The 12,742-nt window shown below is 41.0% G+C and carries 9 protein-coding genes; 5 read left to right on the top strand and 4 right to left on the bottom strand.

Going from position 1 to position 12,742, the window contains the following annotated elements; all coding sequences use genetic code 11:
* Positions 1-211 precede the first annotated feature (211 nt).
* The 3 genes from BM179_RS12005 to BM179_RS11995 all read right to left on the bottom strand — a co-directional run bounded on the left by BM179_RS12005 (position 212) and on the right by BM179_RS11995 (position 3,616).
* Entirely contained in the window at positions 212-1,696 is a 1,485-nt protein-coding gene (locus tag BM179_RS12005; protein ID WP_143095216.1) for a DUF7133 domain-containing protein, read from the bottom strand.
* Between the two features lie 58 nt (positions 1,697-1,754).
* Entirely contained in the window at positions 1,755-2,912 is a 1,158-nt protein-coding gene (locus BM179_RS12000) for a plastocyanin/azurin family copper-binding protein (RefSeq protein WP_092017104.1), read from the bottom strand.
* Between the two features lie 419 nt (positions 2,913-3,331).
* Complete coding sequence (locus BM179_RS11995; protein ID WP_092017102.1) at positions 3,332-3,616, bottom strand: thioredoxin family protein; 285 nt, start codon at positions 3,614-3,616, stop codon at positions 3,332-3,334.
* Positions 3,617-4,051: 435 nt separating this feature from the next.
* Here BM179_RS11995 and BM179_RS11990 point away from each other — a divergent pair, with 435 nt between their 5' ends.
* Positions 4,052-6,748 carry a PQQ-dependent sugar dehydrogenase gene (locus BM179_RS11990; RefSeq protein ID WP_092017100.1) on the top strand — a complete coding sequence of 899 codons (2,697 nt, stop codon included), beginning with the start codon at positions 4,052-4,054 and terminating at the stop codon, positions 6,746-6,748.
* Positions 6,749-6,817: 69 nt separating this feature from the next.
* On the opposite strand, the gene BM179_RS11985 is transcribed toward BM179_RS11990, so the two are convergent.
* On the bottom strand, positions 6,818-7,852 hold the full coding sequence (locus BM179_RS11985; protein WP_092017591.1) for a LacI family DNA-binding transcriptional regulator: 1,035 nt from the start codon (positions 7,850-7,852) through the stop codon (positions 6,818-6,820).
* A gap of 134 nt (positions 7,853-7,986) precedes the next feature.
* Here BM179_RS11985 and iolB point away from each other — a divergent pair, with 134 nt between their 5' ends.
* The 4 genes from iolB (at position 7,987) to iolG (ending at position 12,700) form a co-directional block, all read left to right on the top strand.
* On the top strand, positions 7,987-8,856 hold the full coding sequence (gene iolB, locus BM179_RS11980) for a 5-deoxy-glucuronate isomerase (protein WP_092017098.1): 870 nt from the start codon (positions 7,987-7,989) through the stop codon (positions 8,854-8,856).
* A gap of 113 nt (positions 8,857-8,969) precedes the next feature.
* On the top strand, positions 8,970-9,986 hold the full coding sequence (iolC, locus tag BM179_RS11975) for a 5-dehydro-2-deoxygluconokinase (protein WP_092017589.1): 1,017 nt from the start codon (positions 8,970-8,972) through the stop codon (positions 9,984-9,986).
* A gap of 78 nt (positions 9,987-10,064) precedes the next feature.
* Positions 10,065-11,531 carry a CoA-acylating methylmalonate-semialdehyde dehydrogenase gene (locus tag BM179_RS11970; protein WP_092017096.1) on the top strand — a complete coding sequence of 489 codons (1,467 nt, stop codon included), beginning with the start codon at positions 10,065-10,067 and terminating at the stop codon, positions 11,529-11,531.
* Positions 11,532-11,659: 128 nt separating this feature from the next.
* Positions 11,660-12,700 carry an inositol 2-dehydrogenase gene (gene iolG / locus BM179_RS11965; protein ID WP_092017094.1) on the top strand — a complete coding sequence of 347 codons (1,041 nt, stop codon included), beginning with the start codon at positions 11,660-11,662 and terminating at the stop codon, positions 12,698-12,700.
* Positions 12,701-12,742: the final 42 nt, after the last annotated feature.

Below are 12,742 nucleotides of genomic sequence, written 5' to 3'. Positions count from 1 at the left end.
AAACAATAGTACTGCTTTTTCTTAAAGCTGCCAAATCCAATAGAAAATTTACCTGATTTTTTGAGAATCAGAATGTTGCAGCGTTTTACAAAAAGCCAGAAAGAAGAGGGGATTTCCGGAAAGGATAACGGAGAAGGAACGTGATTCTGAAGCGGAAGGAGAGAATTACAGCCCGGATGAAAAGTTTGAAAGCCTCATCCGGGCTGTTTTACTATTTTTTCAGTCTGTTAAGAGAGTAGCACAATAATCTGTTAATCAGGCTTTTATTGCCATTTTCAGAAGTGATGTCTCCTGCCTTTAATTCATATACATAACCTGGTTTCATTTCTGCCAGCTCCAGGGAAACCTTTTTCCCATCAGGAGAAAGTACGACAGATTTGACCGCAACATCCTGCACATCGAATTGCTTTGAACCGTATGCCTGATGATATTCATAATAAAATCTTCTGAATTTATAATTGGCTAATTCCAAAGCCGTTTCTTTATCTACAGGCAGCGTGAAAGTCAGGTCAAAACCTTTTGGCGTCAGATTCATGGCCATAACATCAAGCGGAGTCTGACCTTTCCAGCTGATTCTCTGAATACCTCTCGCTCCGGCCCAGCCATGATCATTTTGTCCTACCCAAAGGCTGCCATCCGGTGCAAAAACCAGGCGGTTATTACCAATTCTCATTTTAGCGCCGAAAGATAAAGGAACACAGGCTCCCTGCATAGCTCCGTCAACTTCCTCCATTAATAACCTGATTACATATTTATGATCCATATCGCCAATCAGCATCTGGCCCGAAAAAGGGCCGAATTTGCCTCCCGTATTATCTAAAACAGGTTGGGTAGGAGAGTTGGCAAAATAACCATGAGGAAACTGAATACTTTCCTTAGTCCTCATACTGTCCAGTTTTGCCACCGGAAGAGTGATCGGGACAACTCTCGGAAAATCTTCTTTCCAGATCAGACCAGCAGGATGTCCGTAAAACTTGCCTTCTTCTACATGAAATAACTTACTGGTTCCGAGCCAGTCGCCCTGGTTATCAGAAACATATAATTTACCCTCAGCATCAAAACCCAGACCATTCGGTGAGCGGAATCCGACTGCAAAAGGTTTTAGTTTTCCGTCTTTTCCCAGCTTCATCACCCAGCCACGATAAGGCACGCAAGAATACATTCTGCCCGGGCGGGATAAAGAATCATATTTTCCACGAATTTCCGGACGAATTCCTGCGCCGTTGGAAGCAAGATTAAGTGAAATGTACAGATTTCCCTGTTTATCAGCAATAGGACCGAAGGCAAATTCATGGTAGTTGCCGGACAAACCGAAATCATCAGTAACTGTCTGATAGTCATCTGCTTCTCCATCACCGTCAGTGTCAGTGATTCTGGTAAGTTCCGGTCTTTGCATGACCAGAATTTCATGGTTATTTACTACCAGAACTCCCAGAGGGTCATGCAGCCCTTCCGCAAAGCGTTTCCATTTTTTAGTTTTCGGAGAATACATCATAACTTCTCCCCGGTGAAAACATGCCACAAACCTTCCGTCAGGCATAAAGCCAATTGCTCCCGTTTCGGCAATAAGTCCGTCGGGTAAAGGAATATTTTCTACCTCATAATAAGTAGCTGCGGAATCCTTTGGTGCTAATGCTTTTGCTTCCGGAACTTGCCAAAATAAAAAAGCAACTGATAACAATTTTAAAATTTTCATTGTCATATATTTTCAACATGCCGGAAAAAGAAGCTGCTCCGGCATAAGTTTCATTTCGTTAAATTCTGGTACTTGTAATTGTTAATCTGGCTGTTCCGGCCGGGATTTCAAGTACGCCGTTTTTATATTTTCCGGTAGAAAAGGTGAATTTTATTCCGGCAGGATTTCCGGTTGTGAAAAACAGTACGTCCGGATTATTTTTGAAAGTAAACTCCCGGATAATACCGTTTCCCTTTGCTGATAATTTAACCGTTTCACTAACTGAAATCTCATCCAGCATATAACGAAAGGCAGGAAGCCTTTTGGTTAAGTGATAACCTTTAAAATGTACTGTCGGAATCTTCTGGTTTTTCCCTGCTTTAAACGGAAATCCGGTTTCGTCTTTCCAATAAACAGATCCTACGATTTTAGCCAGTTTGTTACCATTTCCTTTCCAGTGATCAGTATTGTCAACAAAACCCCCTGACCAGGCATAGCGCAGATAACATTTTCCGGCATCAAAACAATACGATTCATTCGGGTTAAGTGCTACCGCTATCGCAGCAGGCCCGCAATCAGGCATGAAAGTCCGGTAAAGCAACGGATATTCAAGCGGATAAGGATGTGGTGATGCGGGAGCCATATGATGTCCGCTATGGTCCGCCATATTGGGAGTTCCCAGTCTTTGCCCTTCCGGAACATTTAAATCTTTTTCGAGGGGAGGCAATGCTTTAGTGGTGGCATACATTGCTCCGTACATTACATAGCCATGACCAGGGTAAGTACATACATAGGGATAGATGCCTTCGTTCTCAATTAGAAAGGAAATGCTTTCCGTTCTTCCCGGTTCAAGGATTTTAGTATGTGCTAAAATCAGAGGTGAGTTGGGGACATAATCCATTTTTGCTCCCTTATCGCCCAACTTCAGGGCTTCATCAACTACTTTTAAGCGGGAGTTTGGTTTGGTAAAAACTACATTATGAGCCATATCATCATGATTATCAAGGATAACCGTAACTTTTGTGTTTGGCCGGACGGCAAAACGTGGCAGATCGAATTGTAATCCCCCCAGTACTTTGAGGGTAATAGTAGTGTCTCGCTGAGCAAAAGCAGTTTGATTACTCAGAAAAAAAATTGTAACAGCACAGATTAAAAAAACCTTTAACGACTGTTTCAAAATCCCCGGGAGATAAGAATTAATCTTTGGACAACACAAAGCGCTTACCTTGAATATCATATAATTTTTTCAATTAACATTAGGAACTAAAGCATAAACTTACAAGACAATTGTCATGAAATTTTACCCATTCTAAGGGCAATTTCTTATAAAATTTTAGCATTGATGTAGGGTTTTATACTTTTTTCCCTAAATATTGTCGAAATCCGGTAGAATTCTGTCGATAGTATCTCCTTCTAACCCATGCTCTGTGACTCACAGAGCATAAAGTAAGTAAGGCACCGTGATCCGTAAGCCAGGGGCTACGGTGCCGGAAGGCTACTAGCAGAGAAGTGATATTTCTGAGTAATAAAAAATAATAAAACAAAAAACCATCACATCGGAAGATGTGATGGTATAAGGGTAATAGTACTATTAAATGTAATCCAGTGTGGTTTATTAAAACGGGTTAAGTATTTCTTTATGAATGGGTTATTGAACTAACAGATCGTTTCCGGAACAGCAATTTTACGTTTGACTAATTCAATGGTAAAATCTCCGGAATGGCGCCAATACTCCTTGCCGCTGATTGTCGCCACTAGAGTGGATTTTTCAGATAAATGAAAACTTTTTGCTACAACCGGATATTCCGTAGTATTCACCAGAAGATAATTGGCAAGATCAGGATAATCTTCCTTTAATTTCAGAAAGTGTTTTTTGATGTCAGGGTCAGACCCGTCATCAAAAAGCATCAAAACCGGAATTTCTGATTGAGGCTTACACATATCATTTATTTTTCAATAACTACTCAGGACAGTTTCGAAACAAAATTGAAGAATTTTCAGGTACAATGGTATGAGTTTTCCGGCTTTTAAAACTGATAATTATCAGTTTTAAAAATGCTGAATGTAGATCGGGAATAATAGTTTGAGGATAACAGCTGAAATCCGGAGTTTTCTTTGAATAAATATTTTTCGGGGTTTACCCCTTAGATTATGATAAAAATCGCTGAAAAGAGCCGTTCATTTGTATCCGGATCAAATTGAATATTTTATGATATGCGATGTTAGGGTAAAATACTTAAAACCCGACTTGATATAAAATGCATTTTGACAAAACATTTAATCTAAAGAATCAGTCGGTACAAAAATGAAACCGGGATGCTGTTTTATGATTTGTTCAGATTGTTCCCGTTTCATTCTCTAATTAACAATTTTTCTATGAGTAAGATTAACAGTTTAAGTAAGATAGGATTGGCAGGCTTGCTGCTGACATCTCTGATGGTAAATGTTCAGGCAAATAACCTGATGCCGGCTGCAAAAGCTGATACCACAGGAAAAATTTCGAATGGAAAAGTTCCGGAAGAAAACAGATTTACCAAGACGGTTCTTTCCGATGACCTGAATGAACCGATGGAATTGTCGGTCGCTCCGGACGGCAGGGTATTTTTTGTGGAGCGTACCGGAAAATTTTATGTGTATGATCCTAAACTTAAAAAAACCAGATTATCGAGAGAATTCCCGGTTTTCGGCGAAAATAAGTATGGCAACGGATTGCTGGGGATGACCATCGACCCGAATTTTAAAACAAATCATTATTTGTATTTTTTCTATACCCCGCAACTTAAAGATCATCTTAAACAATATGTTTCCAGATTCGTTGTGAATGATGACAGTTCACTGGATGAAGCTTCGGAGAAAGTAATTATTGAAATACCGATTGATATGGAAGTTAGTGCACACACAGGAGGTTCGCTTGCCTGGGATGCACATGGTAATTTATATATTTCAACCGGAGATAATACGGTGCCGTTTGAATCGGATGGTTTTGCTCCGATTGATGAGCGGGGAGGGCGTCTGGTATTTGATGCGCAACGTTCTGCAGGGAATCCTAACGATCTGAGAGGGAAAATCCTTAAAATTCATCCGCAGGCTGATGGTTCTTATACCATTCCGGAAGGGAACCTTTTTCCGAAAGGACTGGCAGGAACCCGTCCGGAGATTTATACAATGGGTTGCAGAAATCCCTACAGAATTTCGGTTGACCCCGTTACTTCAATTGTTTACTGGGGAGAAATCGGCCCGGATTCAGGAACGGATGGCAAGCAGGGACCAAAAGGATATGATGAGTTTAATCAGGCTAAAAAGCCCGGAAATTATGGCTGGCCTTATTTTGTAGGAAATAATAAGCCTTACAAAGATTATGACTTCAGCAATAAGGCTATCGGTGAATATTTTCAGGCAGATGCTCCGGTGAATAATTCCCCGAATAATACCGGGATGCAGAATCTTCCGCCGGCACAAAAAGCAATGATCTGGTATCCATACGATTTATCGCCTGAATTCCCTTCTATCGGTACAGGCGGAAGAAGTGCAATGGCTGGTCCGGTTTATCATTTTGATCCTTCCCTGAATTCTTCAGTAAAGATTCCGGCATATTACGACAAAGCTTTATTCATTTTTGACTGGATGCGTAACTGGGTTTTTGCAGTTCGTCTGGATGAAAACCAGAATTTTACCGGATTAGAACGTTTTATGCCTGAAGCCGGAGATTTCAGACGTCCGATTGATATGGAGTTTGGACCTGAAGGTTCAATTTATATGCTGGAATATGGCTCAGTATATGGAATAGACAATGACGATGCCCGTTTGGTCAGGATTGACTTTAACCCCGGAAACAGAGCCCCTGTTGCGAATGTAACAGCCAAAGATACCATCGGCCTGGCGCCATTGAAAGTGAGTTTCAACAGTTCGAAAAGCTATGATTTTGACGGAGATCAGTTGAGTTACGAATGGAGATTCGAGGGAAATAAAGTTGCTTCGCATGAAGCGAATCCTGAATATACTTTTAAAAAGAACGGTATTTACAAGAGTATTTTAAAAGTAACCGATCCTGCCGGAAAAAGTGCTTACGATACCTTAATCATTCGGGTAGGAAATACTTTACCGCAGGTAAGCATTAAAACTAACTCAAACAGCACTTTTTATTTCGACAATACACCTTTGAATTATTCAGTAAAGGTGGCTGATAATGAGGATAAAGTAATTGACCCTAAAAAGATCAAGGTTACGTTGAATTATTTAGCTAAAATTACCGGAAATAAGGCCACTTTAGGGCATCAGCAAATAAGTGGCTCTTTGAATCTGGGTAAATCCCTGATGGCAGCAAGTGACTGTAAGGCTTGCCACCAGATTGAAAAGAAATCGGTCGGGCCGGCATTTATGGAGGTTTCCAAGCGATACAGAGGAGATAAATCGGCGATTTCAAAACTGGCAAATAAAGTAATTGTCGGCGGTGGCGGTGTTTGGGGAGAACATGCTATGGCGGCTCACCCGCAGATTTCAAAAGAAGATGCTACTGAAATCGTAAAATATGTTCTTTCCCTTGGTAATCAGCAGCCGGAAGTCAGACTTCCTAAACAGGGTTCCCGCATTTTGAAAGACCATCTCGGAAAAGGAGATCAGGGCAGATATATTCTTACTGCGTCTTATACCGACAATGGCGGGGCTATTAAGCCGTTAACCAATTCCGATGTTCTGGTACTTCGTTCAACCAAGGTTGAAGCAGAAGATGCTGATGAATTATCAAATATTAAGGATCAGGAAAAAGCATTGGGAGAGATTCATGATAAATCCTTTTTTGTCCTGAAAAACATTGATTTACAAGGAGTAAAGGAATTGACATATCACTATTCTTCGCAAAACAGAGATGCTGCCATAGAAGTGCATACAGATTCTCCGGATGGCGCGCTGATCAGTACTTTAAATTATCAGGCAACCGGAAAATGGGATAAATATGCAGATGCAAGTACTGCTATCCGGAATCCGGGCGGAAAACATGATTTATACTTTGTGTTTGTGAAAAAAGAAGGGCCGAATAAACATCTCTGTTCATTAGACTGGATTTTGTTTAAATAGACTTTCTTATGATACAGAAAAGCAGGGCTTCAGATAAATTTCCATTTATCTGAAGCCCTGCTTTTCTGATTAAAAATTCAGAGAGGATTCTCTGATGATAAGTTCCGAAGGAAGAACAATCCTTTCCACACCAAATTCATCTTCAGAAGCATTGAGGTAGTTTAAAAATAACCTTGAAGCCTCAGTTCCAATTCGTCTTCCGGGTCTGGCAACAGAAGTAAGAGAAGGAAAAATATAAGGTGAAATCGGAGAGTTATCAAATCCGATTACTGCTACATCTTTCGGGATTTGCAAACCTCTTTCCCGGATAACTTTCATAGCACCGATCGCAACCTGGTCATTTACTCCGAAAATAGCATCAGGAGGGTTGGGCAGATCAAATAACCGGGTAGTTGGTACAATACTGCTTTCCACTCTGAAATTCGTGTTAATAATCAGATCCTCGTCAATCGGTAAATTGTATTTCTTCAGGCAATCAATATACCCTCTGAACCTTTGTTCAGAAACAGTCAGTCCGTTCGGACCCTTCAGATGAGCAATTCTTTTTCTTCCGCCAAGAACGAGGTGTTCTATGGCCGCAAACGCTCCGAAATAATCATCAATCGTTACCCTGCTTGTTTCAAATCCTTCATATTCCCGGTCAATAAATATCAGAGGAACCTTCCGTTTTATAACATTTTCAAGGTGCTCATAATGTCCGGCGTCATAAGTTTCCTGAGAAACGGACAGGAAAATACCTTCAACCCGGTTCGAAAGCAGCTTTTCTACATATTCCGTTTCAAGGATATATTGTTCGTTAGTCACACAGATATTCAGGGTATAGCCAAGTGGCTGAAGTACAGAATGAAGGCCGTCAATCATGGCTGATTCCTGATAACTGCTGATGTTGGGGACAATCACTCCCAGCGAAGCGGTTTTCTTATTTAAAAGACTTAAGGATACAAGATTACGTTGATAACCAACCTTTTGTGCATATTCCTGGATGTTTTTACGGGTATCTTCATTAATCAGATGATGGTCATTCAATGCCCTTGAGACAGTCGAAGGAGAACATTTAAACTTTTTGGCAATGTCTTTTATGGTTACAGGTCGCTGACTGTTCATCTCAGTTTTATGGTTTTTTATTACTCCGAAGTTGTTGCAAATTTTTTCAAACGTTTGCAATAAACATAGATATATTTAAATTTTTTATTTGCTAAATACAATCATATACTTGTACAAAAGTATCAAATAAAGACATGCAAAAGAGTCCTTTACTGGTTGAAAGTAAAAAAAATCAAACAACGTATCATCATCTGACAGCAGATCAGGCAGGGTGGGAATTCCTCAATTTTCAGGCAAGAAATATGTCGGAAGGTGAACAATTTTCTCAGAATACCGGAGAATATGAATTTTGTATTGTGCTCCTGGGTGGAAATTTCAGCGTGGTTTCTGACAAAGGTTCATGGGAAACTGTCAATGGCAGAAAGGATGTTTTCAGCGGAATCGGCCATGCCTTGTATTTGCCGAGAAGAACGGAATTTACATTAACTGCACAAGCTGAACATACCGACATTTCCATTTGCTGGGTGGCAACGGATGAAGATCATCCGGCTCGTATGAAAAGACCTGAAGAAGCAGCGATAGAGTTCAGAGGCGGCGAGAATGCTAACCGACAAATCAACAGCCTGCTTGAACCCGGATTCGATTGTCATAAAATAGTTTGTGTTGAAGTTTATACCCCGGCAGGAAACTGGAGTTCTTACCCGGCTCATAAACATGACGAACGCAAGGTAGACGAAGACGGGAACCTTTTGGAAGCAGAACTGGAAGAGATTTATTTCTATAAAATTGATAAACCGCAGGGATTTGCCATTCAGCAGGTTTATACCGAAGACCGCTCACTGGATGAGATCGTCAGAGTGAAAAACAATGAAGCCGTATTAGTACCGAGAGGTTATCATCCGGTTGTGGCAGGGCATGGATTTAATGTGTATTATCTGAATTTTCTGGCAGGAAGTGACCAGTCGCTGGCAAATACGCCTGATCCGGATCATGAATGGCTTTTCGGAACCTGGAAATACCAGGATGCCAGATTACCGATGGTGACAGCAGAGATGAATGGCTAAAACCCGGAATCTGAAAAATCCTGTGGAATCTTCAAAAGTTCAATGAGCAGAAGGTCGTCAGATTGTTCTCAAAATATCAGGGTTTTTGAGCCTCTTTCCCCAAATTAATGAATATGAAACACGAAAAAAAATACGATTTATTAACCATAGGCCGATCTTCAATAGACCTTTATTCAGCTAATATCGGAAGTCCTTTTGTGGATATTTCTGCCTTTAATGCCTTTGTGGGAGGCTGCCCGCTTAATATTGCAGTAGGGAGCGTGCGTCTGGGAGTAAATGTGGCTATACTGACAGGTATCGGGAACGACCAGGTAGGGCTTTTTATCAAGAATTTTCTCAGCAAAGAAGGAGTAAAAACAGAATGGATTCCAACTATTGACGGTACAAGAAGCTCTGCGGTTATTTTAGGTATCGAACCACCCGATAAATTTCCGCTGGTTTATTACAGAGATAATTGCGCTGATATTAATATTAATCTGGATCATGTACAGAATGTGCCTTTTGAAGATTTTAAGGCAGCGATTTTCTCGGGAACAGCGTTCAGCAAAGATCCGAGCCGTACGGCCATGCTTTTTGCTTTGGAGCTCGCAGCAAAGAATCAGGTTACCAAATTGTTAGACCTTGATTTCAGAGCAGATCAATGGCATGATATCAGAGCTTATGGGGTAACAATCAGAACTGTGATGAACCAGTTTGATGTGGTAATCGGGACAGAAGAGGAAATTCTTGCCGCCTATTTAACAGATATCAACCAGCTCGAAATCAAACACCAGCAAATCTCGGCCCCCGAAATACGTGGAAATATAGATGAAGCGATCAGACAGATTATAGCATCTGGTGTTGAAACACTGATTGTTAAAAGAGGAAAGGACGGTGCTTCTATTTTCCAGAAAGACAAAGAAGAAGTAAAAGTTCCGGGTTTTCCGGTTGAAGTATTAAATGTACTTGGTGCCGGAGATGCCTTTGCCGGAGGTTTTTCATACGGATTCCTCAATGGATGGGATCTTTACAAGAGTGTCCGCATGGGGAATGCCTGCGGCGCCATTATTGTTACCCGCGAAGGATGTGCCAATTTTATGCCTTCTAATCAGGAGGTTATGGAATTTGTAGAAGCCAGAGGCGGATTCTAATTATCTGTGAAATTATAAAGGAATGTTTCTTCCTTGAAAATACAGTCATCAAAACCCAATTTAAATACATTGAAATATATGGAAAAATTACAGAATTATATTAACGGGGAATGGGTAAGCAGCAGATCGGAAACCTTTTTAAACGTAGTCAATCCTGCCAGTCAGGAAGTGCTGGCGCTGGTTCCTTCCGGAAGTGTGAAGGATGTTGAAGCAGCAGCCGTTGCCGCGGAAAAAGGTTTCAGTGAATGGAGGAGAATGCCTGTATCCAAAAGGGTACAATACCTTTTTCAGTTGAAAAAACTGCTCGAAGACAATATTGATGATATTGCCCGTACTATCGTGCTTGAATCAGGAAAAACTTTCATTGAAGGGAAAGCCGAAATGGTAAGAGCTATCGAAAATGTTGAAAACGCCTGTGGGATACCTACCTTGATTCAGGGGGAATTTTCCGAAGATATTGCGCAGGGAATCGATGAATACATGATCAGACAGCCTTTAGGGGTTTGTGCCTGTATCGCTCCGTTTAACTTTCCCGGAATGATTCCTTTCTGGTTTCTGCCTTATGCGCTCGCCTGCGGAAACTCGTATATCCTGAAACCTTCTGAGAAAGTACCATTAACCATGACAAAGGTAATTGGTCTGATGGATCAGCTTAATCTTCCGAAAGGTGTTATCAACATGGTGCATGGCGGAAGAGAAGTGGTTGACGGTCTGTTGGAACATCCGGTAATCAAAGGAATCAGCTTTGTCGGATCTTCATCTGTAGCTCGTTACGTATATGCTAAAGGGGCAGCCAATGGAAAGCGTGTTCAGGCACAGGGTGGCGCTAAGAACCCGGTAATTATCCTTCCGGATGCGGATATCGACATGACCACACAGATTGTGGTAGATAGTGTTTTTGGATGCGCAGGACAAAGATGTCTGGCCGCTTCTACGATTATTACTGTCGGAGAACATTCAGATATTACGGAAAGTCTGGTAGAATCAACCAAAGACAGAAAGACCGGATTTGGGCTGGAAGAGGGTGTTTTAATGGGGCCGGTTATTTCGGTTGAAAGCAAAAACAGAGTAAATGGCTTGATTTCCAAAGGATTGAACGAAGGAGGTAAATTACTGGTTGATGGAAGAAATGCAGAAATATCAGGTTTTGAACAAGGAAACTTTATCAAACCAACCATTCTGGAAAATATTCCTTTAGACGGGGAACTTGCCGGAACTGAAATATTCGGTCCGGTAATGAGTCTGGTTCATATTCAGACAATAGAAGAAGCTATTCAGTTTATCAACAGCGGCAAATATGGAAACATGGCCTGTATTTTTACAAGCAGTGGTTTGCATGCCAGAAAATTCAGACACGAGGCTGAAGCCGGAAATATCGGAATTAATATCGGGGTTGCTGCTCCGGTGGCACAGTTCCCGTTCTCAGGCTGGAAAGAAAGTTTCTACGGAGATCTTCACGGACAAGGGAAGCATGCTGTTGAATTCTTTACCCAGACGAAAGTGGTAATTGAACGCTGGTTAAAAGAATGGAACAGGAAATTCTAGGTGTAAATTTCCTGAAGTAAACCCCGTATAAATAGCAGCCGGATTTATAGGGGGCAAAATGCAAAGAGCTGAAAATCAATGTTTGAGTATCCCAATTTGAAAAACTATTTAATTATTTTTCTGAACGAATGGCAAAGAATTTAAAAATAGGTCTTATAGGTCTTGGCAGAATCGGACAAATTCACCTGACTAACTTAATAAATCATATTCCGGGTGCAGAAGTGATTATTGCATCTGATGTTTCGCCTCAATCGCATGAGTTTGCTTTAAAGGCCGGAGTTCCGAGGGTAACTTTTGAAGCCGAGGAAGTATTGAACCATCCTGATGTTGAAGCGGTAATAATCTGTTCTCCGACGCCTTTCCATGTACCATACACGGTTCAGGCAGCAAGGGCGAAAAAACATATTTTCTGCGAAAAACCTCTGGACACATCTATTGAAGCTATTCTAAGTGCTAAAAGTGCCGTTGAAGAAAATGGCGTAAAACTGATGCTGGGTTTCAACAGAAGATTTGATGTTAATTTCTCTAACATTCAGAAAGTTGTTGAAGCTGGCGGAATAGGTGAACCGCATATTCTGAGAATTACCAGTCGTGACCCGAATCCTCCTTCTCTGGAATATCTGAGATCTTCAGGAGGTATTTTCCTTGACATGTCGATTCATGATTTTGACATGGCGAGATTTATCACAGGAAGTGAGGTAAAAGAAGTTTTTGTAAAAGGGGATGCCCTGATTAATCCGGCTATCAAAGATTTTGGCGATATAGATACAGCAGTAATTGTACTTACTTTTGAAAACGGAGCAATTGGTGTTATTGATAACAGCAGAAAGGCTGTTTACGGATATGACCAGCGACTGGAAATATTCGGATCAAAAGGAATGGCAAATGCGGATAATAATAAACTTGATAATGTAACCATTTATGACGACAAAGCCGGACATTCTGCCTTAACGCAGCCTTTCTTTCTGGAAAGATATGAGCAGGCTTACAGAGTTTGTCTGAAAACATTCATTCAGACTATTCAGGAAGACAAACCTTCGCCGGTTGATGTTCATGACGGACTGATGGCTACTGTGATAGGTATTGCTGCGCAGAAATCATTAAATGAGGGAAGAACAGTAAGTATAGAAGAGGTTCTTGACTTGAGTACCATTGGTTTAAACCTCTGACAGACTAGCTGACAGCGGAGTCTGAATGACATTTTATTAAAC

It is taken from the genome of Pseudarcicella hirudinis (assembly GCF_900115665.1).
Classification (GTDB): Bacteria; Bacteroidota; Bacteroidia; order Cytophagales; family Spirosomataceae; genus Pseudarcicella; species Pseudarcicella hirudinis.
Note: the sequence above shows the minus strand (reverse complement) of the source record. Positions and strands in the feature narration are given on the sequence as shown.

Excerpts from the sequence above, each read along its gene's own strand:
- BM179_RS12005 (WP_143095216.1), bottom strand. The coding sequence starts at position 1,696 with ATGAAAATTTTAAAATTGTTATCAGTTGCTTTTTTATTTTGGCAAGTT.
- BM179_RS12000 (WP_092017104.1), bottom strand. The coding sequence starts at position 2,912 with ATGATATTCAAGGTAAGCGCTTTGTGTTGTCCAAAGATTAATTCTTAT.
- BM179_RS11995 (WP_092017102.1), bottom strand. The coding sequence starts at position 3,616 with ATGTGTAAGCCTCAATCAGAAATTCCGGTTTTGATGCTTTTTGATGAC.
- BM179_RS11990 (WP_092017100.1), top strand. The coding sequence starts at position 4,052 with ATGAGTAAGATTAACAGTTTAAGTAAGATAGGATTGGCAGGCTTGCTG.
- BM179_RS11985 (WP_092017591.1), bottom strand. The coding sequence starts at position 7,852 with ATGAACAGTCAGCGACCTGTAACCATAAAAGACATTGCCAAAAAGTTT.
- iolB (WP_092017098.1), top strand. The coding sequence starts at position 7,987 with ATGCAAAAGAGTCCTTTACTGGTTGAAAGTAAAAAAAATCAAACAACG.
- iolC (WP_092017589.1), top strand. The coding sequence starts at position 8,970 with ATGAAACACGAAAAAAAATACGATTTATTAACCATAGGCCGATCTTCA.
- BM179_RS11970 (WP_092017096.1), top strand. The coding sequence starts at position 10,065 with ATGGAAAAATTACAGAATTATATTAACGGGGAATGGGTAAGCAGCAGA.
- iolG (WP_092017094.1), top strand. The coding sequence starts at position 11,660 with ATGGCAAAGAATTTAAAAATAGGTCTTATAGGTCTTGGCAGAATCGGA.